This window comes from Arthrobacter subterraneus, from assembly GCF_900099735.1.
Taxonomy (GTDB): domain Bacteria; phylum Actinomycetota; class Actinomycetes; order Actinomycetales; family Micrococcaceae; genus Arthrobacter_D; species Arthrobacter_D subterraneus.
The window spans coordinates 110,455-133,957 of the sequence record NZ_FNDT01000005.1 but is presented as its reverse complement, the minus strand read 5'-3'; the positions used below and the strand labels follow the sequence as shown (position 1 = coordinate 133,957).

Here is a 23,503-nt window from a genome sequence, read left to right as displayed (position 1 = left end):
GACGCTGACGCGCTGTAAACCGGTCTGTACAGGAAGGGTCCGGCTCAATGGGAGGCGGCCCCTTCGCACATGTGGTCTCCTGTGTTCGGTATCCCCGTGGACGCGCGCACGGTCAGTGACGGCGGGATCAGCACGTGCCGGAACTCCCCGGCCAGGGCCGCGTCTGCGGCCTCCACGGCTGCTGCCGCCAGATCCGGCCCCTGCTGGTTGACCGAGGTCAACGGCACATGGGCCAGGGCTGCAAGGCTCGCGTCGTCGTATCCCACCACCGAGACTTCTTCCGGAACGGGCACTCCGTTTGTGAGCAGGGCCTGAAGTACGCCGAGGGCACACACATCGTTGAAGACCAGAACCGCGCTGGGGCGCCGGGCTTCCTCCAGCAGGCGGGCACCCGCCTCCCGGCCGTCCGAAAGTTCGGAACCGGCCGACAGAACCACCGGCGGTTCCAGTTCTCCGGGCCGGCTGGACGTGAATTCCAGATAGGCACTCCGGCGCGGTTGGGCGCCGACGGCGTCGCCGCCGTCGACATGGGCTATGCGCCGGTGCCCCAGTTGGAGCAGATGGTTCATGGCTAGGTCGACGCCGGCCCGTTCGTCGGAGGCGACACTGGCGACGTCCGGGTGGGTGGCTGGCCTGAACACCGAGACCACGGGCACCGGCAGCCTGGCGAGATCCTCGTCCGGCGTCTCCGGGGCGAGGATGATGAGGGCCTCGACCCCCAGATCCAGCAGCGAATGCACCGCCTCATGCTGCGATTGGGCGCGCCCGCAGGCACTGAGCGTGATTCCGTAGCCGCGTGTGCGGGCAGCAGGGTAGAGGTGGCCCACCAGCTCTGTGTGGTACGGGCCGGTGATATCGAAGACGACACCGAGCAGTCGGCTTCGGCTGCTGCGCAGGAGGCGGGCGCGGGCATCCGGCCGGTAGCCCAGACGTTCGGCGGCTTCCAGGACCCGCGCCCGGGTGGCCTCGCCGGCACCTGCAGCCCCCCGGATGACGATGGACACGAGGGCGCGGGATACCCCGGCTTCGGCGGCGACGTCGGCCATGGTGGGCCGGCGGGGCTGGGTCATCGGCTTGGTGCCTCGCTGGGCCGCTCACCGGCCCGTCTGGATGGGATACGAACCATCTTACTAGATCGTTCTAGACATCATCGGTGCGGAGGTGGCACCATTGAGTCAGACACGCCTCTAGATCGATCTAGTACCCGGTTGTCCTATCCGTCCCTCCCGAAAGAAACGCTGCCATGCCCTACCAAGACGTTCCTGTCCATGTCCCTGAACCTGTGCGCATCGGCCTCGTCGGCGCGGGCTGGATGGGCGCTTTCCACGGGCGGTCGCTCGCCCGGCATATTCCGGGCGCCCGGCTGCAGTCAATCGCCGATCCTGCTGTCGACACTGCCGTCGCACTGGCAGCAGAACTCGGCGTCCCATCCGTCACCGCCACGGCCGATGACCTCTTGTCCGACCCCACCATCGATGCCGTGGTCATCGCCGGCCCGGCTCGCTTTCACGCCGGGCTGTCCATCTCCGCCGCCCGGGCGGGGAAGCATGTGTTTTGCGAGAAGCCCGGCGGACTGGACCTCGAAGAGCTCGATGCCGTCCGGCAGGCGGTCGCGGCCGCCGGCGTCCACTACCAGATCGGGTTCAACCGCAGGTACGCGAACGATTTCCTTGCCGCCCGACGCGACGTCGCGGCCGGTGTCGTCGGGACTCCGCAACTGCTCCGTTCGCTCACCCGCGACCCGGGTACCGGGAACATTCCCCATGCGACACGGATCCCGCAGGGGACCATCTTCCTCGAAACCTTGATTCACGACTTCGACACCCTCAACTGGTTCAACGCTGACGCCGAACCGATCAGCGTCCATGCAGTTGCCGACGCCCTGGTGGAGCCCAATCTTCGAGACGGGGGTTTCCTCGATACCGCCGTCGTGACCGTCCGGTACTCCAATGGCGCGATCGCCGTGGCAGAGGCAAGTTTCAGCGCCCTATACGGCTATGACGTACGTGGGGAGGTCTTCGGCTCTGCCGGCATGGTGCAGGCCGGACGGGAAACCGAAACCGCGGCACGCCGGTTCACTGCAGACGGAGTCTCCGCGGATACCCCGCGGCTGAATGTGGAACTGTTCGCGGATGCCTATATTGACGAGCTGGCGGACTTCGCCGCCATCGTCCGGTGCCGCCGTGACGGCACAGCCGCGCCTGACCACGGTGTGCGCCTCACACCAGGGCTCGACGACGCCCGGCGCGCCCTGTCCATGGCACGGGCCTGCATCGAGTCCGTCGAGACCGGCCGGACCGTGCAGCTTGCCCCTGAGCATGCGGGCCGTCCGGCATGAGACTCGCAGCATCGGCCGAGATGCTCTTTACGGACCTGCCCTTCATGGAGCGGGTGGAGCGGATCCATGCCGCGGGCTTCGACGTGGAGATCTGGGACTCCCGCACCAAGGACATTGCGGCGCTCAGGGCCATCGGCGCCCGTTTCTCCTCCATGACCGGTTATAGCGCCGGCAGTCTTGTGGAGGCTGCAACCGCCGACGAGGTGGTGCGGACCGCCGAAGCGCTGATCCCCACCGCCCTCGAGCTGGGGGTGGAGCGGCTGGTGGTGCATTCCGCTGAATTGGTCGACGGGCAGGCCGCCCGCCCGCACTGGCGTCCGGACGGCAGCATGTGGCTGACCGGGGCCAGGACGCTTGAGCGGCTCGGGCAGCTTGGTGAACGTTACGGCGTGACTTTCTGCCTGGAGAACCTGAACACGGTCCTGGATCACCCCGGCATTCCGCTCGCGCGGGCACGGGACACGATCGCACTGGTATCCGCCGTCGGCCACCCAAACGTGAAATTGATGCTGGACCTCTACCACGCGCAGCTTGGCGAGGGGAACCTGACCGGGCTGCTCACAGCTGCACTTCCGCATATCGGCGAGGTGCAGGTGGCGGATGTCCCGGGCCGCTGTGAGCCCGGCACCGGTGAGATCAACTACCCGGCCATCAGCCGTACCTTGAAGGCGCTGGGCTTCGACGGCACAGTGGGCCTTGAGGGGTACGCGCTGTCAGACAGTAATGAAGCGCTCCTGGCATTCCGCGCCGCCTTCACGCAGGAGGATCCATGAACCGGACAATCACGCTCGGACTCGCCGGAGTAGGCCGGATCGGTCACATGCATGCCGAAAACATCATGGGCCTCCGGCGATCCTTCGCTCAACGTGGAGTCGACCTGCGGCTGGTGCTCACGGACGTCGCCGTCGACCATGCGCGCAGCGTCGCCGCACGTCTCGGTGCCGGTCATGCGCGGACGGTGGAGCAGTTGATCGCCGAGGGGGTCAACGGCCTGGTAATCGCCACCGGCACCATGACCCATCCGGAACTGATCCGCACCGGCATCGCGGCCGGTCTGCCGGTGTTCTGTGAGAAGCCGGTCGCCGGGGATGTCCCGTCCTCGCTTCCGCTTCTCAAGGAAATCCGGGCCGCGGACGCCGTCGTGCAGATCGGCCACCAGCGTCGATTCGATGCGGGATACGTCGAAGCGCGGCGCGCCTATCAGGCCGGGGAACTGGGCTGGATCCATTCCTTCCGGGCTGTCACCTGCGACATGTTCCCGCCCCCCGTTGAGTTCCTTGCCGGTTCGGGCGGGCTGTTCCGGGACTGCTCGGTGCATGATTTCGACATCCTGCGCTGGATCACCGGACGCGAGATTATGGAGGTCTATGCGCGGGGCAGTAACAATGGTGACCCGGCGATCGGCGCCGTGGGCGACGTGGACACGGCGCTCGCCGTCGTCACGCTCGACGACGGAACCGTGGGCACGGTGACGGCGTCGCGTTACAACGGCGCAGGCCACGACGTCCGGCTGGAGTTGCAGGGCTCCGCTGCGACGGTTGCGGTGGGACTCGACAGTGGCGCGGCCCTCCGTTCAGCGGAGCCGGCGGTCGGTTTCCCTGCGGGTCCGCCGCACGCCACGTTCGCCGAGCGTTTCGCCCAGGCCTATCGCGAGGAGATGGCGGCCTTCGTCGAATTGGTCCTGGGTGAGCGAGAGAACCCCTGCACGGCGGCCGATGCCGTAGCGGCGTCGAGGGTGGCGGATGCTGCGCAGGAGTCGCTGGTTACCGGCACACCTGTTTCACTGGTGTGAACTCGCAATCGAGCGGGCGTCTATGACCGATTTGCCGGGATGAAACCGTCATCTCCGCCCGCCCGGTGGAGAATGAACCAATGACCACTTCCTACCTGATCCGCCGCGAGCGGTTCATCCCTGCCCCTGCCTCCGCAATCTTCGAGGTCCTTGCAACACCCGCACTGCACAGCGTCATTGACGGCTCCGGCACAGTGACGGGTGAGCAGCCCAACGGGCCGCAGCGGCTCTCGAAAGGGGCACGCTTCGGCATGGACATGAAGATCGGCGCACCCTACAAAATCCTCAACACTGTGGTGGAGTTCGAGGAGGGCAGGCGGATTGCCTGGCGCCACTTTTCGCGCCATGTCTGGCGCTACACCCTGCAGGAGCACGACGGCGGTACTTTGGTCGCCGAAGAATGGGACGCGCGCTCGGTCCCCGGCCGGCCGCTGCTGAAGCTTCTTGGGTTCACGAGGAAACATCCGGAGTCAATCGAGCGCACTCTCGAAAACCTCGACAGGTACGTGATGGGGCAGCGCCTGCCATAGACGGACCGGGGTCCAAATTACTCGTATTCGTCACCGTCGGTGAGATCCGAAATGAGCGCAGTGGATGCGCAGTCGCGGATTCCATTGATGCCCGCCACCGCAGTCGGCTTGTCACTGTATGGTTCGCTGGTCACCAGGGTTGCGCCGTCGTCCCCGGTCAGCCGGAACCGGTACCGCTTTTCTCCGTCGAAGTAGAGTTCGAATCTTCCAGCCATCCCAGGACTCCTTTGCCCTATCCGATTTTGCTCTATCCGTAGATTATCAGCAGGCTTAGCAATCAGGCGAGGTGACCCATCGACAACCGCAAGATAGTAAGCATACTGTTTTGTTTGTAAGGGGTGATCGAAGAAGAGCCCTCGGATGAAGCCACTGAACCTTCGGAGTGATAACCAATGACACAGAGCGAATCGCCACGACACGAAGATCTTCCCCTGCCCGATTATGACCATCTTCCGTTAGGCACCCTGCCCAGCAGGATCAGCGGACTGGACGAATCGGCAGTGAACCAGCTCCTGGAGTACGAGCGCTCCCACGGCAACCGGCTTCCCGTAGTGCAGGTCCTTGAGCACCGGGTGGAGGCGCTCCGCAGCGGTGCCGAACCCAGCGGATCCGCCAATCCCGACACCCCGGAGGTGACCAGCGCCAGAGGCGGGTCACCGGTAAGCCCCGAAACCAGCGGCCCACCTGTCAACCCGCCCTCGCAGGGTGTTCCCACCAACCCGGCGCAGCCGCGGCACTGAGCACACGGTTCCCACTCAACCAGGAAGGAGTATTTGCAATGGCTCAAGAATCGGAGGAGGGCGCCGACGTCAGCCGGGAACCACTCGGCATCGACCCACCGGAGCGGCAGGAGCAGACAGTCGAGCACGTCGCGGAGGATGTTCGTTCCGAGATCCGCCTGGGTCACGTGGAGGATGACGTCACGCATGTCCTTGAGGAGCGGCTCGATGAAGCCGGCGTCCACCTGCGCCCCGAGAAGGTCGATGACCTGGCTGAAGACATCGAGAATGACGTCTCCACGTAGCGTGATGGCACTGGCAAGAGTGGGAAGCCTGCGCGCATGAGCGCGGAGGACAAGTACGACGTCGTCATTATCGGCGGCGGCGCGGCGGGACTGAGTGCCGCCCTCCTTCTGGGGCGGGCACGCCGCCGCGTCGCCGTCGTGGACGCAGGGCACCCACGCAACGTTCGGGCCGGGCATATCCACGGATATCTCACCCGTGACGGCATTCCTCCCACCAGGTTCCTCGATGTGGCGCGCGAGGAAGTACGGAGTTACGGGGTCGAACTCGTTGACGCGACTGCGGAGGAAGTCCGGCCGGATCATTGCGTACGGCTCGCTGACGGCCGCCTGCTGAACGCCCGGCAGATCATTCTCGCGACGGGCCTGAAGGACATCCTGCCGGAGATCGAAGGAGCCGATGCGCAGTGGGGCAGAGGCCTTTTCCAATGTCCGTACTGCCATGGCTGGGAGCATCAGGGCGGGGCGCTGGCCGTGCTCGGATCCGGGGGATCCTCCGTGCATCAGGCACTGCTGGTCCGCCAGTTCTCGACGGACGTCACCCTGTTCACCCACGAGATGGAAACTCTCGACGCACAAGCCGCCGATGCCCTTGCCTCCCGCGAAGTGAAAGTGGTTGGAGGCCGGGTGCGGGCGTTGCTCGGCGGCTCCGAGTCGCTGGCCGGAGTGCGGCTGGACAACGGCGACCTGCATCCCTGCGAGGCCCTGTTCTATGAACCCGCCGCCACGGTCGACACCTCGATTGTGCAGGTGCCGGAGTGCCGGACCGGCGAGAACGGCTGCGTCAGCACGGATGAAACCGGCCGCACCAGCGTTGACGGGGTGTGGGCGGTGGGCAACGCCGCCGATCCTGCCGCGCAGGTAATTTCGGCGGCGGGGGACGCCTACCGGCTCGCGGTGGCGGTGAATGCGGCGCTGATCGACGACGACGTCGCGGTGGCGTCGTTGCGGCCTGCGTATACTCCCTTCTGCGTATAGGCTAGGTCACATCACCCTGGTACACCCCCGAGATCGGAGCGCCCGTGAATTCCGTCGTCCTTGCCGTGATAGGCGTTGCCATGATGATCCTCGGGTATCTCTTGTACTCCCGGTTCCTGAGTCGCCGGATCTATAAACTGCAGGACTCCTTCGTGACTCCGGCTCACGAACTGAACGACGGTGTGGATTACGTCCCCACCAATAAATACGTGCTCTGGGGGCACCATTTCACCTCGGTGGCCGGCGCTGCTCCCATCGTCGGCCCGGCTATCGCAGTCATCTGGGGCTGGTTTCCCGCCTTCCTCTGGGTCACCCTCGGCACCGTCTTCTTCGCGGGCGCTCATGACCTCGGCGCACTGTGGGCGTCCGCCCGGCACCGTGGACAGTCCATCGGTTCGCTCTCCAGCAAGTACATCGGGAACCGTGGGCGCAACCTGTTCCTGGTCATCATCTTCCTCGTGCTGCTCATGGTGAACGCGGCATTCGCCGTGGTGATCGCCGGGTTGCTCACCAGCACACCGACCGCCGTCATCCCCACCTGGGGAGCGATCGTCGTCGCGCTGTTCATCGGACAGGCCATCTACCGGTACAAGTGGAACCTCCCCGCGGTCTCCGTTGTCGGAGTCGTGGCCCTCTATGCGCTGATCCTCATCGGCGACCAGGTTCCGGTGGTCCTGCCCGAGACGATCCTCGGCCTGTCAGCGAACTCTTTCTGGATTGTCATCCTCTTTGTCTACGCGGGCATTGCCTCTGTCCTGCCCGTGTGGATGCTCCTGCAGCCGCGCGACTACATCAACGGCCTCCAGCTCTTCATCGCCCTGGGCATCCTCTACGGTGCGGTCCTCGTCTCGGCGCCCACCGTGGTGGCTCCCGCCTTCAATGGCGCCGTTCCCGAGGGCACGCCGAGTATTGTCCCGCTGCTCTTCGTCACCATCGCGTGCGGTGCGATTTCCGGCTTCCACGGCATCGTGTCTTCGGGTACGTCGTCCAAGCAGCTCGACAAGGAGACGGACGCACGCTTCGTCGGCTACTTCGGATCCGTCGGCGAGGGTCTTCTTGCGTTGGGCGCCATCATCGCGACGACGGCAGGTTTCCGGACCATCGCGGAATGGGAAGAGGTTTACAGCGCCTTCGGTCAGGGCGGAGTGAGTGCTTTTGTGCAGGGCGGCGGCGCGATCGTCAACAGCGGCCTGGGTATTCCTGCAGGTTTGAGCGCCACCATCCTCGCCACGATGGCTGTCCTCTTCGCGGCCACCACCATGGACACGGGCATCCGGCTGCAGCGCTTCGTGGTCCAGGAAGCCGCGAGCATCATCGGTGTCAACCTCAACAAACTCGTAGCAACGCTGATTGTGTTGGCCATCGCTATGGGCCTGACGTTCGGAGCCGGCGCGGACGGTGCGGGCGGCATGCTGATCTGGCCGCTCTTCGGTACTACCAACCAGCTGCTTGCAGGGCTGACGCTATCGATGATCGCCGTGATCCTGCTGCGTAAGGGTCGTCCGGTGACCCCCGTGCTGGTGCCGCTCCTGTTCCTGCTGGTGATGTCTGTCTACGCGCTCATTGTTCAGATGGGACAGTTCTACGCTGCCGGGAACTGGCTGCTGCTTGGGCTTGACGTGATCATCCTTGTTGCTGCCGTGTGGGTCATCTTCGAATCGGCAATCGCCATGTCGCAGGCCAAGAAGAACCCACCGGAGCTCGAGGATGACGAGCGCGATCGAGCCGGCGCCCGGACGCGCTCCTAAAGGTGTCCACGAGCACGCTCCTGCACCGCCTGCATGCCGTACGGGAGCAGGTAGGTGCGGGGCTGCACGAGTTCTATGTGGCGCCCTACCGGCGGACGTTCGCCCGCGCGCAGCGGGATGAGGAGGATCTTTTCATGATGCTGGTCCTCTCGGAGGCGCTGGGCGTGCCGAACCCCGCAAGCTATTACACGGTGGAGTTGCTGCCGGTGGTGTACGACAGGTTTCACGACTGGCACCGCCGGATGGGTATGGACCGTTCTCCACTTGACCACATCTCGTGCTGCTAGAGCTGGCCGGGGCCCGGCGGGTGGTCTTTGTGGGCGGGAAGGGCGGCGTGGGCAAGACAGCGGTTGCCTCCGCCACCGCGCTCGCGCAGGCCCGCGCGGGGCGGCGGGTGCTCGTTGTCTCCACGGACCCGGCTCACAATCTCGGGCACCTGTGGGAACGCACGGTGGGGGACAGGATCACTCCGCTCGCGCGGGGGCTCCGCAGTGGTTCGGGTGAACCCGGGGCCCTCGACGGGATTGAAGTGGACCCGGTAGCCACTACTGAGGCGCATCTCGCAGCAGTGGGGGGCACCATCCGCAGGCTCATGCCCGAGCACCTCGCCGGCGAGGTCGACAAGCACATGCAGCTCGCCCGGGACTCCCCGGGAGCGCATGAGTCAGCCGTTCTGGAGCGCATCGCAGAGCTGGTGGATCTTGGACTGCGTGAGTATGACCTCGTGGTCTTTGACACCGCACCGTCGGGACATACCGCACGCCTGATGGCGCTGCCCGAAATCATGTCTGCCTGGACTGAGGGGTTGCTGCGGCGTCGCGGCCGGTCCGAGCGGTTTGGGGCCGCTTTGCGTGGGCTGGAGGACCGAGATGCCGCAGAGGCCGTCGTGGGCACCCAGCGATTACCCGAACCGGCGGAGGAGCGCGATGCGCAGATTCGCCGGATTCTCCTGCGCCGGCGTGAGCGGTTTGAATCGCTGCGCACGGTCCTCGTCGACGAGCAGAGCTGCGCCTTCGTCATCGTCCTCGCCGCCGAAAGGCTGCCGGTGCTTGAGACCGTGGAATTGCACCGGCAATTGGCCGGTGCAGGAGTCCAGGTGGGAGCACTGGTGGTCAACAAACGGTCACCCTCCGACGCCGGACGCCTCCTGGCGGACCGGCGCGCACTTGAGGATGCCCACCTGACGACCCTGCGCCAGTCCCTGCCCGGTATCCCGCTGCTGCAGGTTCCCTTGCTGCCCGGAGACATCGTGGGAGAGCAGGCGCTCGACCGGTTCGGTACTGCCCTTGCCGATGCGTCTGACCAGGGCGTCGGCTAACAATAAGAGCCCTCGGCCGGAACCGGCTCCCCAGACGTAATTCACCCTGGATCGGTGTGTAAATCGGCGCCCCGTGGGTACTCCTCTGGCACGAAGCAATCGCTGCCAGACAAGGAGCGCAATGACGAGCGAGCCCGAGACAATGACCCGCGGAAGTGCTGCTGAACAAGGATCGTCCATCACCATCGTGGATCCCCGTGACGGGAGCGAGGTGGGAACGGTGGAGCGCGCCGGACGGGAGCAGGTCGCCCTTGCTGTCCGGCTGGCGCAGTCAGTGCAGCCCGAGTGGGCGGCACTGGCGCCGGCCGAACGTGCGCAGATGGTCAAAGCGGCTGCCGGAGCACTCCGGGCAGATGCGGACCACCTTGCGGAGCTGAACAGCAGGGAAACCGGGCGGCCGCGGGAGGAGGCCCTGGCTGGCATCGAAACCGGAGCGGCAACCCTTGAGCAGTACGCGGAAGTAGGCCCACTCCACCGCGGCCACAGCCTCCGGGGCTCCGTCCTTGCCTCCGACTACACGCTGTCGGAGCCCCGCGGCGTGGCCGTGCTGCTCACCCCCTGGAACGATCCGGTTGCGGTTGCCTCCGGGCTGCTCGGTGCCGCCCTGGTCACCGGCAACACGGTTATCCATAAACCCAGTGAACGTTGCCCGCACCTTGGCAGGCTGCTCGGCGATATTCTGTCGCCCTGTTTCCCTGCGGGTGTTCTGACCACACTCACGGGAGGCGCCGATGTCGGAGGGATGCTTCTGACGGAGGGCGCGGTCGACGTCTTTGCGCACGTCGGGTCGAGTGCTGCCGGTGCCCGCATAGCCCGTGCCGCCGTGCTGACCGGGGCGCACGTGATCCGGGAGAACGGCGGGAACGATCCGCTGCTCGTGGACTCCGACGTCGATCCTGTCTGGGCAGCGGAGCAGGCTGCCATCGGTGCGTTCAGTAACAGCGGCCAGATCTGCACGGCCGTCGAGCGCATTTACGTTCACGAGGCCATCGCTGATGACTTCTGCAGAGCGCTGGCCGGCGAGGCACGGAAGCGCAACGAGTCGGGAATTTTTGCCCCGCTCGTCGACCGGCGGTTGCGTGAGACTGTGCACGGCCAGGTCCGGGACGCGCTCAACAGGGGAGCCGAGGCAGTGGAGGGTGGCGCCATCCCGGATGGACCCGGCGCGCACTACCCCGCCACCGTCCTGCTGAACTGCTCGGACCAGATGGACATCATGAGCCAGGAGTCCTTCGGTCCGGTGGCACCGGTTCAACGTGTCGGCAGCTTCGACGAGGGACTGGAACTGGCTGCTTCCGGCAGGTACGGGCTCGCGGCGAATATCCTGACCGGCTCCATCGGCAATGCGCAGAAGGCTGTCGCGGCGTTGAAGGTGGGCACGGTGAAGGTCAACGCCGTCTTCGGCGGCGCTCCGGGGGGTTCGGCCCAGCCGCGGAGGGAAAGCCGGGGACGGCTTCGGGTACGGGCCGGAACTGCTGGACGAGTTCTGCACCGTCAAGGTGGTGCACATCGAGGCGCCAGGAAAGGGGGGACGGCCATGACGGCATTGTCTGAAGCCCGCGGCCTCACGGAATGGGTGCCGGCCGAGCTCGCCCGAGTGGCGCCCGTGGTCACCGTCGTGGGCGACGTGATGCTGGACGGCTGGTGGAGCGGCAGCATTGAACGGTTCTGCCGTGAGGCTCCCGCGCCAGTGGTGGATCTGAAGCGCCGCGAGTATGCGCCGGGCGGCGCGGCGAACACCGCCATGAACCTTGCTGCCCTCGGCGCGCGGGTGCGGCTTGTGGGCCTGATCGGAACCGACGACGCCGGTGCCCGGCTTCGCATACTGCTCGACGACGCCGGGGTGGACACTTCCGGGCTCGTCACTGCAGCGGAGGTCCGGACGACCACCAAGAACCGGATCATCGGCGGGGACCAGGTGATGCTGCGCCTGGATGACCAGGACGGCGAGCCGCCGGCGGGGGCGGTCGCCGCCATGGCAGCAGCGGTTCCTGCCGCGCTGTCCGGCAGCGCCGCCGTCGTCGTCTGCGATTACGGTTCCGGTGCCCTGGGGCCGGCCGTGCGGGAGGCTGTGCGGGAGCACTCCGGCGGCGCGTTGACGGTTGTCGATGCGCACGATCCCTGTCCCTGGTCTGAGCTGGCGCCGGCCATTGTCACGCCGAACGCCCAGGAGGCTGCACGGCTCCTCGGCGTCAGTCTCCCGACGGCAGCGGCGGACGACCGTGCCGCGCTGGTGACGGAGCGGCGGGAGGAGCTTTTCGCGGCGACGCAGGCGGGCGCCGTCGTCGTGACCCTGGACCGGGACGGCACCGTGCTGCTGGCACCGGAGGGGCAGGCGCACCGGACGTGGGCGCGGCCGGCGTCGGAGAAGCAGGCATCGGGTGCGGGGGATACCTTTGTGGCCTGCCTGACGGCGGCGCGGGCGGCGGGCATGCCGATGACGGCGGCGCTGGATCTGGCGCAGGCCGCGGCTGACGTGGTGGTCGGCAGGCCCGGGACCTCGGTGTGTTCCACGAGCGATCTGGTCCAGTATCTCGGGGGACTTTCCTCCGCAGTCCTCCCGCTCGATGAGCTGCTGGCGCGTGTCGCTGCTGAACGGGAGCAGGGCCGCGGAATCGTGCTGACGAATGGCTGCTTTGATGTGCTGCATCGCGGCCACACCCGCTATCTGACCCAGGCAAAGCAACTGGGTGACGTGCTCGTCGTGGCGTTGAACGGTGATGATTCCGTACGGCGCCTGAAGGGGCCGGACCGGCCCATCAACACGCTGGCCGACCGCGCCGGCGTCATTGCTGCTCTCAGCTGTGTGGATTATGTGACCGCGTTCGACACTGACACTCCCGTGCCGCTGATCGAGGCGCTGCGGCCGGACGTCTATGCGAAGGGCGGGGACTATTCGTCGCAGATGCTGGAGGAGGCACCGGTGGTGGAGCGGTGCGGCGGGGTGGTGCGGATCCTCGATTATGTTCCGGAGCGGTCGACGACGGCTGTGGTCGAGAAGATCCGGACCGCTCCGGCTACCCCCACCTCGGCGCCATGAGCCGCCGGTGGTCAGGGGAGTGGGGGCGGAATGCTCCCGCTGGGGAGCCGTCGCTGGAGGTGCTCGTTCCCTCGTATAACCGTGCAGCCGAGCTGGCGGTCACTCTCTCCGGGCTCGCTGCCCAGGATGGTCCGGACTTCGCGGTGATCCTGAGCGACCAGAGTGACGCTGAACCGGTGTGGGACGAGCCGGCGGTGGCGGCGATGATCCGCGTTCTCCGTGTGCAGGGACGCGCCGTCACTCTGGAGCGCAACCTGCCTCGGCGGGGAGTGGCGCAGCAGCGGCAATTCCTGCTGGAACGGTCAAGCGCACCCGAAGTGCTGTTCCTGGACAACGACGTCTGGCTCGAGCCGGGGATGATTGCGCGTATGCATGCAGCGCTGAGGGACGCGGGATGCGGTCTTGTGGGTGCGGCGGTGCAGGGACTGTCCTACCTTGACGACCGTCGTGAGCATGAACGCCACAGCCTTGAGTTCTGGGAACACGGAGTGCATCCCGAGCAGGTGCGCCCCGACCGCCCGTCCTTCGAGAGGTGGCCGCTGCATAACGCCGCCAACCTGACGCACACCGCGGCGGAACTGGACCTCGCGCCCGGGGACTGGCGGCTGTACAAGGTGGCCTGGGTGGGAGGGTGCGTCCTGTTCAACCGGGCGGCTCTGGTGGAGTGCGGCGGGTTCGACTTCTGGGACCGCCTTCCACCGAACCATGCAGGGGAAGACGTGACCGCGCAGTGGCGGGTGATGGAACGCTTCGGGGGTGCCGGGATCCTGCCCTCCGGAGCGGTGCATCTGGAGTCCCCGACCACGGTTCCGGACCGTGCGACCGATGCGGCCGGCGTCGTGCTCGGGGTAGAGAGGCACTAGGAAGCCGGTCCCGTGGGCTGCAGCCTGAACGGCGGATGAATTTTATGGAAACGATCCGTCGCACATCGCTTTTCGGTTACTGCCCGGTAGCTTTTCCGTTATCTAATTGAGACATGTCCCCTTTCACCCGTCGTGATGTCCTGCGTGCTGCCGGCACCGTTGCAGTTGTGGGAGCGGCCACCGCTTCCGTCGGCGCCCCTTCCGCACTGTCCGCCCCGGTAACGGCCGGCCCCTTCCGCCACGGTGTAGCTTCGGGTGACCCGCTGCCCGGCGGCGTTCTCCTGTGGACCCGGGTGACCCCGAGCAACGAATCGCTGCCGGGTTCCGGCGCAGGTCCGGAGGTCACGGTCACCTGGGAGGTGTCGAATTCTCCGGAGTTCCGCCGCATCGTTTCGCGCGGCAGCACCGCCACCGGTCCCTGGCGCGACCACACGGTCAAGGTCGACGCCACCGGCCTGGAGCCTGCAACGACCTACTGGTACCGATTCAGGATGGGAAAAGTGGTATCACCGGTGGGTCGGACACGTACGGCCCCTGCCAGCGGTGCGCCGGTCGACGGTCTGCGCATCGGAGTGGTGTCCTGCGCCAACCTGCAGGCGGGCTGGTTCTCCTCCTATCGGCACCTTGCCGCACACCCGGACCTGGACCTCGTCCTCCATCTGGGCGACTACCTCTACGAGTACGCGCCGGGTGAATATCAGGCCCGTGACGTCGTCGTCCGTCCACACGATCCGGCCATCGAGATGACGGTCCTTGAGCACTACCGCCGCCGCCACGCGCAGTACAAGCAGGACGCCGATCTTCAGGCGCTCCACGCAGTAGCGCCGTTTGTTGTCACGTGGGATGACCACGAGTCCGCCAACGACGCCTGGTCCGGCGGCGCGGAAAACCATACCGAAGGGACGGAAGGCGCGTGGCAGGCACGCCGGGCAGCAGCGCAGCAAGCGTATGCGGAGTGGATGCCGGTGAGGTACGACGCCGGCGGGCAGCTTTACCGCCGCCTCACCTTCGGCTCGCTGGCCAGTCTCTCCATGCTGGATCTGCGGACCTACCGGGACGAGCAGGCCTCTGGGCCGACCGATCCGGCTGTCGATGATCCGGCGCGCAGCATCACCGGCGAGGCGCAGATGGACTGGCTCCTGAACGGTTTGTCGTCGCAGGACGCCCAGTGGAAGCTGGTCGGCAACCCAGTCATGATCACCCCCATCCGATTCCCCTCCACACTCAGCACGGCCGAACTGGGTGCGATGCAGCAGCTCCTGGGCACCACAACCATTGATGGTGTCCCCTACAACGTGGACCAGTGGGACGGTTACGCCGCAGACCAGTCCCGGGTGCTGCGGCACCTCCGGGACCGGGCCATCAGCGACACCGTTTTCCTTACCGGCGACATCCACTCCGGTTGGGCTTGCGACCTGCCCGCAGATCCTGCAACGTACCCGGTCAACGGCAACTCAGTCGGAGTGGAACTGGTCTGTACTTCCGTCACCAGCGACAACCTGGACGACATCCTGCGGGTGCCGCCACGGACGGCCTCCCTGTCGGTCGAATCAGCATTCAAGGCCAACAACCCGCAGGTTAAATACCTCGACTTCGACTCTCACGGCTATTCAGTGCTCAATGTGACCCCGGCCGGGCTCCGGATGGACTGGTACGTCCTCACCGAACGGACGGATCCACGCTCCACTGTTGCGCGCAGCCAGTCATGGCAGGTAGCAGCGGGCACCCAGAAGGTAACCCCGGCAGGAGGACAGGCATGAACAACACCTCATCATCGGTGAACGGACCGCTGTCCGTGAACCAGGAAGCCACGCGGCGGCAGATCCTCCGCTGGGGCGCTATGGGAGGCGCCGCCGTCATTCTTTCGGGTGCGCCGGGTGCCGCGTGGGCGAAGCCGAAAGGCCCGCAGGAGCGCGTCCGGGCGTACGTACTGGTCGTCGATGGTTGCCGTCCCGACGAGATAACGCCCGCCCTCACTCCGAGGCTTGCGGCGCTCCGCGGGTCCGGCACCACCTATCCGGCGGCCCGCTCGCTGCCCGTCATGGAGACCATCCCGAACCACGTGATGATGATGACCGGCGCGCGTCCCGACCGCACCGGCGTGCCCGCCAACAAGATCTATGACAGGGCCGAGGGAGTACAGCGCGACCTGGACCGCCCGACGGACCTCCGGTTCCCAACCATCATCGAACGGCTCAACCAGGCCGGCCGGACCACCGGAACGGTGCTCAGCAAGGAGTACCTGTATGGGATTTTCGGGGAACGGGCGACGTACCGGTGGGAACCGGCGCCGATCGTCCCTGTGAGCGGGCATGCACCGGACGCTGCCACCATGGATGCCATCATCGCCATGGTGGACGCGGCTGACCCGGACCTTGTCTTTACGAATCTGGGCGATGTTGACCGCATGGGACACAGCGACCTGAGCGGAACCACGCTGCAGGCGGCGCGCACGGCGGCGCTCGCGTCGACGGACCGCCAGGTCGGCCGCTTCATCGACCACCTCACCGCCACCGGGAAATGGGACACCAGCGTGCTGCTGGTGCTGGCGGACCATTCGATGGACTGGTCTATCCCCACCAACGTCATCTCGGTGGACCTGATCCTCAGGGAGCGCGAGGACCTGCGCTCGCAGGTAGTCATCGCCCAGAATGGGGGAGCGGACCTGCTCTACTGGACCGGGCCTGCAGCAAGCAGGGATTCAGGACTGGCAGAGGTGTCCAGCCTGGTCGCCGCGCATCCCGGGGTGCTGGCAGTAGCCGACCCGTCGAGCCTCCGCCTCGGACCGGAAGCGGGCGACCTGATCGCCACCTGTCGGGCGGGTTGGCGCTTCTCCGATCCGTATGTGGTGTCCAACCCGATTCCCGGCAACCACGGGCATCCCGCGACGGAACCCATTCCGTTCTTCATCAGCGGTGGCAGCCCGCGCGTACGGGCCGGGGTTGTCTCGTCCGAGCAGGCGAGGACCATCGATGTTGCACCAACGCTGGGCTTCCTGTTCGGGATGAATGCCCCTGCCGGCGGGTATGACGGCACAGCACGGAGCAGCGCCTTCACGGGTTGAGGCGCGGCGCGGGCATTGTTTCAACGGCGCGCCGCCGGCCGGTCGCGAGCCGCCCCGGATAGCTCTTCAGTCGCCGGGTTTGCGTCCCACTTCGGAGTAGTAGGCGCGCATGCCGTGCTTCACTCCGAAGCGAACGACGGCGTAGAGCACCAGTGCACTGAGCAGTGCCGGGATGACGACGTAGATCAACAGCAGGACGGGTGAAGGTTCGAGCATCATGGGTCCCCCAAAGAGTTCTTATTCTGCCAGCCTGGCGAAGCGCCGAATCGAAGACCTTACTCTGCGGCCGTGATGATGAGGTTGTGGTAGCGTTTCTGGCTCTCATCGAAGCGCCCGTCAGCACCCCGGGGCTTTGTCATCACGACGTAGTCGCGAGGCGGCACGTTGGTCCCGATGACGATCGGGTAGATGAAGTAGCCGTTCTGGTCGGCGACCGCGGTGGCCGGCTCCTCGATGTAGTTGTAGTCGGTGTAGGGCCAGCCGAGCATCACGTAAACACTCTGACCCGGCGCATACCCGTCCCCCATGACGGCCAGCGTCTCGCCCTGCCGAATGGTTGCCGTTGGAGCAGTCTCAACGTCGCCCTGCACCGGGGTGACCTTCACCCAGTCAAAGTATTCCCGGCTGGAGTGCGGAACTCCCGGGATGCCGGGCGTGACCGGTGCGAGCGGGTTCGGCTCACCATGCGGCGGTGGCACGAACGGGTCATTCGGGCCCGCCGGCAGCGGTTCGAGAGTCGGTGCCGGCTCAGCAGGAGCCTCCGCGGCAGGTTCCGACGCCGGTTCGGGGCTCGGCTCGGCCGACGGTTCAGCAGACTCCTCGGGTTCAGCCGGACTGGTTTCCTCGGCAGTCGCTTCGGCGGTCGGCTCAGCAGACGGTGTAGCTGACTCCGACTCCGCAGCAGACGGCGAGGCGGACTCGGCGGACGGCTCGCTGGCAGCGTTGGAACAGCCCGCGAGGAGGGCGGCAATCGTGGCGAGGGTGATAATGGAGGGCAGCTTGGACAAGGGCGTACTTTCGTGAGGAAGCGGATCGAATCTGGCGGAGAATCGCCTCGCAAGAACCCTGCAGTGCCGCATCCCCCGCATTGGACGCTACCGCCTGGTCTGCATTACTGACAGCACGAAACGGTCACGTGAGCGAACCGTTATCTACGGCCCAGCAGTTCAGCCCAGCGAGACTCCGAACGCGAGCCCCAGGAGGTAGGTTGCGCCGGCGGCTCCAAGCCCGATCGCGAGTTGCCGCAGCGCCCGCTTCAGCGGCGAGGCACCGGACAGCAGGCCGACGATGGCCCCCGTCCCCAGCAGCGCCAGCCCCACCAGCACGCAGGCAGTTACGATCGCCGAGATGCCCGAAAGCCCGAAGATGTAGGGAAGGACGGCGATGATGGCCCCCGAGGCAAAGAAGCAGAAGCTGGACGCCGCGGCGCCGATGGCACTGCCGACGCTCTCATGCTCATCCCGGGGTTCCGTGCGTTCCGGCTGCAGGGACAGGCTCGGATCGCAGTCGCAGCTGAACCTCCCCATACGTTCTGCCGCGCGGTGCTCGGCCGCCTCCGGGGACATCCCGCGGGCACGGTAGACCAGCACCAGTTCATTGGCGTTGATATCGAGCTCCTTGGCGGCGGTCAGAGTGACCTGTGTGGGGCGCGACGCCGTCAGCAGCTCCCGCTGGGAGCGCACCGACACGTACTCACCGGCTCCCATCGACAGTGCCCCTGCGAGCAGCCCGGCAATGCCGCTGAACAGCACGAAGGCGCTGGAAACCCCTGTGGCGCCGATCCCCATGACCAGGGCGAGATTACTCACCAGGCCGTCGTTCGCACCGAACACCGCAGCCCGGAAATTGCCGGAGAGCCGGTTGCGCCCGCGCGTTGCGAGGCCGCGCACAACCTCTTCATGGATCTGCTCGTCGGCTGCCATGGCGTTGGTGGCCGACGGATCCGCAGCATAGGGGGAGCGGCCCTCCGCCCGCTGCGCCAGCGCGAGCACAAAGACCGAGCCGAACCGCCGGGCAAGGAAGCCAAGCGCCCGGTTCCGCAGCGACGGGCGAAGGGGCTTGCCGACGTCGTCCCCCAACAGGGCGCGCCAGTGCTGTTCGTGCCGGCCTTCCGCCTGGGCGAGCGCCAGAAGAATGTCCCGCTCCTCGCCGCCGCGCTTCCGCGCGAGGTAGCGGTAGGTTGCGGCTTCCGCACGCTCGTCCGCCAGATACTGGCGCCAACGCTTGATATCGGCGGGTGTTCGCGTTCCCTGGGGGGTCAAAGCCGGCTCCTGATATTCCACGGCCAGGGCTCTTGGGGCTCCGGCCATCAACTAACTTATGGCCGAAGGTCTCGTTCGCCGCTGACGCGGTGGACTGCCGGGCATCATCACTGAGTGCCAGTATGTCGACAGGCCGCGGAGCACACACTCCGGAACTACTCCCCTTCGCAAACACTCATGCTACCCGTTCCCGATGCCCGACCGCCCTCTGGCTAGGATGAAGCGGTGGATACCACACGGAATGATGACGACGGCGGCGGCCGGAGCGGCCTCGCGCGGCGCGTCCTGCGCGGGGGAACCGAACCCGACGCGAGATTCACCCTCGCCAACGAGCGCACGTTCCTCGCCTGGATCCGCACCTCGCTTGCACTGATGGCCGGCGGGATCGCCGTGGAGGCCTTCACTACCGACATCTTCGTTCCCGAGCTGCGCACCACCCTCGCGGTACTGTTGCTCCTGCTCGCCATGGTCATCTCCTCGGTGGCCTGTTTCCGGTGGATCAACGTGGAGCGCGCCATGCGCCACGGAACCCCCCTGCCGCTGCCGTTCCTGGCGCCGCTGCTGGCGTTGGGCGGGTCGGCGGTTGCCGCCGTCGTCGTCGTTTTTGTGCTGGTGAGGGGCACCTGAATTGACCGTGCTGGACCGGGACCCGGGATTACAGCCGGAGCGGACGTCCCTGGCCTGGGGCAGGACCCTGACAGCGCTGGTCGGCTCGAGCCTGTTGTTCCTGCGGTGGGTGCCGGACCACGGGTGGTTTGCCGTCGCGCTGGTGGCGTCAGCGCTGGCCGCAGCAATGGGGATCTATGGAAGCCAGCGCCGACGGTATGCGCGGAGCGTCGCCGGGGTGTCGCGGGGACAGGTGGACGCCGACGTCGTCGCGGTGGTGTGCACCTCGCTGGCGGTGGCCGCCATGGGCGCGCTGGGAATCTACACAGTGCTGTTCCTGCCCCTCTAAAGACCGGCACGTAGGGTAGTAGCGAACGCGCCTGCGCCCGGCAGGCTCCTCTCCCAGCAAGAAAGAAGCGCCCGTGGAGTACCGAGACGACACCAGTGCAGCACAATACCGATCGAGCCCGTGGAAAGACGGCCTGGGCCGCGCGAGCATCCGCAGCGCGCAGCTGCTGCTGCTCATCGCGGCGCTGGTGGTGTCGGTGTACGCGCTGATCCAGGTGCGCCTGCTGGTCATCCCGCTGCTCCTGGCGCTTATCCTGGCCGCTGCCATCAGCCCGCTCGTCAACATGCTGCGGCGCAAGGGCTGGCCGGGTGCACTCGCCACGGCGTTTGCCTTCCTCCTGCTGCTCGGTGTGCTGGGCGGTGTTGTGACCGGCATAGTGTTCGCGGTGCGCGGCCAGTTCGATGAACTGGTGTCCCGCGCGAATGAGGGGTTCGACCAGGTCTACGAATTCATCCGCACCGGTCCGCTGCCGGTGGACGACGCCCAGATCCAGGAGGCGCGTCAGGCGCTGGTTGACTTCGCGACGAGCGCGACCGCGGGATCGACGGCGCTCTCCGGCCTCACCGCCGCCGGCACCTTCATCACGGGTGTACTGCTGATGGCGGTCATCCTCTTCTTCTTCCTGAAGGACGGCGACAGGATCTGGGCGTTCATGCTGCGCGGCTTCAAGGGGGAGAGGCTCCGCAAGGCCCGTCTGGTGGGATTCCGAAGCCTTGAGGTGCTTGGCGGGTATGTCCGCGGGACGGCGATCATCGCCCTGGTCGATTCGGTCTTCATCGGCCTTGCCCTGTTTATCCTCGGTGTGCCGCTGGCGCTGCCCCTTGCCGTGATCGTCTTCGTCGGCGCCTTCGTGCCGTTGGTGGGTGCCACTGTTGCCGGAGCGCTCGCCGCGCTGGTTGCCCTGGTGGCCAACGGGCCTTTCGTGGCGCTGATGGTGATTCTCGCCGTCGTGGTGGTCAACCAGCTGGAGGGGAATTTCCTGCAGCCGGTGGTCATGGGCCGCTCCCTGAGCATCCATCCCCTGGTGATTCTGCTGGCGCTGACCGCCGGCACCATCCTGGCGGGGATCATCGGGGCGATTCTTTCCGTTCCGGTAGCCGCCGTGGCCTGGGCAGCGATCAAGGTGTGGACGGGTGAGGACAACCCGGGCCTGGACGCACGGGAACCGGGCTCGGACGGGCCGGACGCGGATGCCGTGGACGCGGACGCGGCGGACAGCAACGTGGGCGACCCATAAGCCCAAAAACGTCCCGCAGGTGCAGGACTGCCGCTTCGAACCGGCGGCCCTGCACCTGCGGGACGTTTTTGTGGCGGTTGACACCGGCGACGACTGTGCGGACAGCTTCGGTATGCTCGGGAATCAGCCGCCGCGGAAGGAAACCATGAAGGCTCTGCCAGTAGAACCCAGTAATGCACCGGTGGCGATCGGGTCCCGGATCCGTTCTGCGCGGCAGGCGCAGCGCATGACCATCGAGCAGGTGGCCGACTCCACCGGCCTGACGAAGGGCTTCCTCAGCCGCGTGGAAAGGGACCTGACATCGCCGTCGGTCGCTTCCCTCGTCACGCTCTGCCAGGTTCTGTCGATCTCGATCGGGGACCTGTTCATCGTCCCCGAAACGCACCTGACCCGGTTGGACGAAGCGCCGAGGATCAGCCTCGGCGGGGAAGGCATCAACGAGCGTCTGCTGACAGCCCGCTCCGAACGTCGTCTGCAGATGATCCGTGCCGTCATTGAGCCCTATGGCAAGGGTGAATCGGACCTGTATTCGGTGGACTGCGAAGTGGAGACCCTGCACATCATCGCCGGCAGGTTCGAGCTGATCTTTTCCAACGACCGCTACCAGCTGGAAGCCGGCGATACCATCACCTTTCCCGGCAGGGAACCGCACACCTGGCTCAACCCCTCGGATGCGGAAGCGGTGGTTCTCTGGACCCTGGTTCCGGCGGCTTCACGCGGCTAACGCCGGCGAAGCATCCGGCGTGGCAGAGCGGTGTCCAATTATTACCGGGATGCCAAGCGGGCTTATGGAATACTGATCGAACAATGCCGGTCTGGACCGACCGGCAGCTGTTGTGGCCGCCAACAAGGCCAGTTTGCAGGTGCCGGTTGAATGCCTCGGTGCCTCGACGATCCGCCCGCGCCGGAGCCGGCGCGCTAGCTTGGAAAGGGACTGGAGCAATGAAGACTTCTCGGACAGCTGCAGGGTTTGCGGCGGCTACGGCCATCGCACTCACCGCCACCGCCTGTGGCGGAGGAGGCGGGGGCGCCGCCGATACGGCCGAGGCGGTGGACTACGGAGCGGAACTCTCAGGGACCCTCACCACCGGAGGCTTTACCCTCGGTGACGAGGTGGCAACATCCCGGGCGGACCTTGCCACTGCCGCCCTCGAAGAGGATGGCGTCACAGTCGAGATCAATGAGAGCAATTTCGATCCCCAGCGGTTCGCCGCGCAGGCCGCCAGCGGAACCCTTCCGGACCTCGTGGTCATGGACCGCCAGTATGTGGCGACCTATGCGGCGAAGGGCCTGATCGAGCCCGTTGATGACTGCTTCACCACCCACGACGTCAACGCCGAGGAGCACTACTACCCGGCGGTGCTCCAGGACGTCACCTACAACGACAAGGTGTACGGCATCCCGCAGTTCTGGCAGCCGTGGTCCATCATCACCAATACCCGCGTGATGGAGGAAGCCGGCGTCACCGCCGAGGACCTGGACACGTCCAACCCCGAGGCCGTTCTCGCTGCCGCCGAGAAGATGTACGAGTCAGACGGCGATACCCCCACGCGCCTGGGATTCGACCCGCAGATGCCGTCCCAGGCCCCGGTCTGGTTTGCCGCCTTCGGGGGAAAAATCATGGACGAGACCGGCAAGCCGACCCTTGATGATCCCGCCAACATCGAAGCGCTGACCTGGCTCAAGGACATCTACGACGCGCAGGGCGGCTATGAGACCGCCTACAGCTTCGGCCAGACCTGGGACTTCTTCGGCGAGAACAACCAGTTCGTCGCTGACCAGGTCGGCGCGGGTCTGTACGCCCAGTGGTACCCGAATGTCCTCTCGGACTTCGCTGACCAGCTTGAGATTTCCGGTGTTCCGCTGCGGAACCAGGCCGGCGACGCCATCGCGGTTGCCGGCGGACAGTCCTACGTGATCCCAACGGGCGCCAAGAACAAGGCGGCCGCCTGTAAGTGGGCCATCACCAACACCTCGGACGAAGCCTGGATGGCAGCGGCTGAGGCACGCGTGTCCGGCCTGGAAGAAGGCGGCATCTTCACCGGCATCTTCACCGGATCGCAGACCGCGGACCAGATGATCAAGGAAGAATACCTGCAGCCCACCGGCAACGAGGGCTTCGACCAGCTGATCGACACCTACTACCAGGCGCTCGAGAACGGTGTTCCCCTCGGCTCCTCACCGGCCGGGCTGGAGATCCAGACCGAGCTGCAGAATGCGATGGCTCCGGCGATGTCGGGTGACAAGACCATCGAGGAAGCACTCGGTGACGCGCAGGCCGCAGCAATGCTGGTGTACGAGCAGGCGACCGCGGGCGCTCAGTAGGCGCCGCCGTCGTTCTATGCTCCCGTCGAGTTG

24 protein-coding genes are annotated in these 23,503 nt (G+C 66.2%); 19 read left to right on the top strand and 5 right to left on the bottom strand.

Features of this window, described 5'->3' with window-relative positions; all coding sequences use genetic code 11:
• Positions 1 to 44 precede the first annotated feature (44 nt).
• Entirely contained in the window at positions 45 to 1,070 is a 1,026-nt protein-coding gene (locus BLS52_RS07945) for a LacI family DNA-binding transcriptional regulator (protein WP_090585727.1), read from the bottom strand.
• A 173-nt stretch (positions 1,071 to 1,243) separates the two neighbouring features.
• On the opposite strand from BLS52_RS07945, the gene BLS52_RS07940 reads away from it, so the two are divergent.
• From BLS52_RS07940 to BLS52_RS07925, 4 genes are all read left to right on the top strand, one after another.
• A complete protein-coding gene (locus BLS52_RS07940) occupies positions 1,244 to 2,338 on the top strand; it encodes a Gfo/Idh/MocA family oxidoreductase (RefSeq protein WP_090585725.1) in 1,095 nt (364 codons plus the stop codon).
• Positions 2,335 to 3,111 (top strand): TIM barrel protein, encoded by a 777-nt coding sequence (locus BLS52_RS07935; protein WP_090585724.1) that lies wholly within the window; start codon positions 2,335 to 2,337, stop codon positions 3,109 to 3,111. The genes BLS52_RS07940 and BLS52_RS07935 overlap by 4 nt, the downstream gene beginning before the upstream one ends.
• Positions 3,108 to 4,130: a Gfo/Idh/MocA family protein gene (locus tag BLS52_RS07930; protein ID WP_090585722.1), complete on the top strand. Its 1,023-nt coding sequence runs from the start codon at positions 3,108 to 3,110 to the stop codon at positions 4,128 to 4,130. Before BLS52_RS07935 ends, BLS52_RS07930 begins: the two co-directional genes overlap by 4 nt.
• Before the next feature lie 80 nt (positions 4,131 to 4,210).
• Positions 4,211 to 4,660 (top strand): SRPBCC family protein, encoded by a 450-nt coding sequence (locus BLS52_RS07925; RefSeq protein ID WP_090585720.1) that lies wholly within the window; start codon positions 4,211 to 4,213, stop codon positions 4,658 to 4,660.
• Positions 4,661 to 4,677: 17 nt separating this feature from the next.
• On the opposite strand, the gene BLS52_RS18480 is transcribed toward BLS52_RS07925, so the two are convergent.
• Entirely contained in the window at positions 4,678 to 4,875 is a 198-nt protein-coding gene (locus BLS52_RS18480) for a YegP family protein (RefSeq protein WP_175460116.1), read from the bottom strand.
• A gap of 177 nt (positions 4,876 to 5,052) precedes the next feature.
• Between BLS52_RS18480 and BLS52_RS07915 the strand changes: the two genes are divergently transcribed.
• From BLS52_RS07915 to BLS52_RS07865, 10 genes are all read left to right on the top strand, one after another.
• Entirely contained in the window at positions 5,053 to 5,400 is a 348-nt protein-coding gene (locus BLS52_RS07915; protein WP_090585719.1) for a DUF8129 domain-containing protein, read from the top strand.
• 38 nt (positions 5,401 to 5,438) lie between these two features.
• Positions 5,439 to 5,684, top strand: a complete 246-nt coding sequence (locus tag BLS52_RS07910) for a hypothetical protein (RefSeq protein WP_245702756.1) — start codon at positions 5,439 to 5,441, stop codon at positions 5,682 to 5,684.
• 36 nt (positions 5,685 to 5,720) lie between these two features.
• Positions 5,721 to 6,659, top strand: coding sequence for an NAD(P)/FAD-dependent oxidoreductase (locus BLS52_RS07905; protein WP_090585717.1), 939 nt, complete (start codon positions 5,721 to 5,723; stop codon positions 6,657 to 6,659).
• A gap of 44 nt (positions 6,660 to 6,703) precedes the next feature.
• Entirely contained in the window at positions 6,704 to 8,407 is a 1,704-nt protein-coding gene (locus tag BLS52_RS07900; protein WP_090585715.1) for a carbon starvation CstA family protein, read from the top strand.
• A 2-nt stretch (positions 8,408 to 8,409) separates the two neighbouring features.
• Complete coding sequence (locus BLS52_RS07895) at positions 8,410 to 8,694, top strand: cory-CC-star protein (protein WP_245702755.1); 285 nt, start codon at positions 8,410 to 8,412, stop codon at positions 8,692 to 8,694.
• Complete coding sequence (locus BLS52_RS07890) at positions 8,685 to 9,725, top strand: ArsA family ATPase (RefSeq protein WP_090585714.1); 1,041 nt, start codon at positions 8,685 to 8,687, stop codon at positions 9,723 to 9,725. The genes BLS52_RS07895 and BLS52_RS07890 overlap by 10 nt, the downstream gene beginning before the upstream one ends.
• 121 nt (positions 9,726 to 9,846) lie before the next feature.
• Positions 9,847 to 12,765: a D-glycero-beta-D-manno-heptose 1-phosphate adenylyltransferase gene (gene rfaE2 / locus BLS52_RS19045; RefSeq protein WP_342707434.1), complete on the top strand. Its 2,919-nt coding sequence runs from the start codon at positions 9,847 to 9,849 to the stop codon at positions 12,763 to 12,765.
• Positions 12,762 to 13,628, top strand: a complete 867-nt coding sequence (locus BLS52_RS07875) for a glycosyltransferase (RefSeq protein WP_090585710.1) — start codon at positions 12,762 to 12,764, stop codon at positions 13,626 to 13,628. The genes rfaE2 and BLS52_RS07875 overlap by 4 nt, the downstream gene beginning before the upstream one ends.
• Positions 13,629 to 13,741: 113 nt before the next feature.
• Positions 13,742 to 15,388: an alkaline phosphatase D family protein gene (locus tag BLS52_RS07870; RefSeq protein WP_090585709.1), complete on the top strand. Its 1,647-nt coding sequence runs from the start codon at positions 13,742 to 13,744 to the stop codon at positions 15,386 to 15,388.
• Positions 15,385 to 16,692, top strand: coding sequence for an alkaline phosphatase family protein (locus tag BLS52_RS07865; RefSeq protein ID WP_217636729.1), 1,308 nt, complete (start codon positions 15,385 to 15,387; stop codon positions 16,690 to 16,692). The genes BLS52_RS07870 and BLS52_RS07865 overlap by 4 nt, the downstream gene beginning before the upstream one ends.
• A 66-nt stretch (positions 16,693 to 16,758) precedes the next feature.
• On the opposite strand, the gene BLS52_RS18475 is transcribed toward BLS52_RS07865, so the two are convergent.
• The 3 genes from BLS52_RS18475 to BLS52_RS07855 form a co-directional block, all read right to left on the bottom strand.
• Positions 16,759 to 16,911 (bottom strand): hypothetical protein, encoded by a 153-nt coding sequence (locus BLS52_RS18475; protein WP_175460115.1) that lies wholly within the window; start codon positions 16,909 to 16,911, stop codon positions 16,759 to 16,761.
• Positions 16,912 to 16,967: 56 nt separating this feature from the next.
• Complete coding sequence (locus BLS52_RS07860) at positions 16,968 to 17,699, bottom strand: hypothetical protein (protein ID WP_090585707.1); 732 nt, start codon at positions 17,697 to 17,699, stop codon at positions 16,968 to 16,970.
• Between the two features lie 159 nt (positions 17,700 to 17,858).
• Positions 17,859 to 19,001 carry a VIT1/CCC1 transporter family protein gene (locus BLS52_RS07855; RefSeq protein ID WP_090585705.1) on the bottom strand — a complete coding sequence of 381 codons (1,143 nt, stop codon included), beginning with the start codon at positions 18,999 to 19,001 and terminating at the stop codon, positions 17,859 to 17,861.
• Positions 19,002 to 19,178: 177 nt separating this feature from the next.
• On the opposite strand from BLS52_RS07855, the gene BLS52_RS07850 reads away from it, so the two are divergent.
• The 5 genes from BLS52_RS07850 to BLS52_RS07830 all read left to right on the top strand — a co-directional run bounded on the left by BLS52_RS07850 (position 19,179) and on the right by BLS52_RS07830 (position 23,470).
• Complete coding sequence (locus tag BLS52_RS07850; RefSeq protein WP_090585704.1) at positions 19,179 to 19,580, top strand: YidH family protein; 402 nt, start codon at positions 19,179 to 19,181, stop codon at positions 19,578 to 19,580.
• A gap of 7 nt (positions 19,581 to 19,587) precedes the next feature.
• Positions 19,588 to 19,908 (top strand): DUF202 domain-containing protein, encoded by a 321-nt coding sequence (locus BLS52_RS07845; protein WP_342707437.1) that lies wholly within the window; start codon positions 19,588 to 19,590, stop codon positions 19,906 to 19,908.
• Between the two features lie 73 nt (positions 19,909 to 19,981).
• Positions 19,982 to 21,145 (top strand): AI-2E family transporter, encoded by a 1,164-nt coding sequence (locus BLS52_RS07840; RefSeq protein WP_090585702.1) that lies wholly within the window; start codon positions 19,982 to 19,984, stop codon positions 21,143 to 21,145.
• Positions 21,146 to 21,290: 145 nt separating this feature from the next.
• Positions 21,291 to 21,869: a cupin domain-containing protein gene (locus BLS52_RS07835; protein WP_090585876.1), complete on the top strand. Its 579-nt coding sequence runs from the start codon at positions 21,291 to 21,293 to the stop codon at positions 21,867 to 21,869.
• A gap of 218 nt (positions 21,870 to 22,087) precedes the next feature.
• On the top strand, positions 22,088 to 23,470 hold the full coding sequence (locus BLS52_RS07830) for an extracellular solute-binding protein (RefSeq protein ID WP_090585700.1): 1,383 nt from the start codon (positions 22,088 to 22,090) through the stop codon (positions 23,468 to 23,470).
• The last annotated feature ends 33 nt before the right edge of the window (positions 23,471 to 23,503 follow it).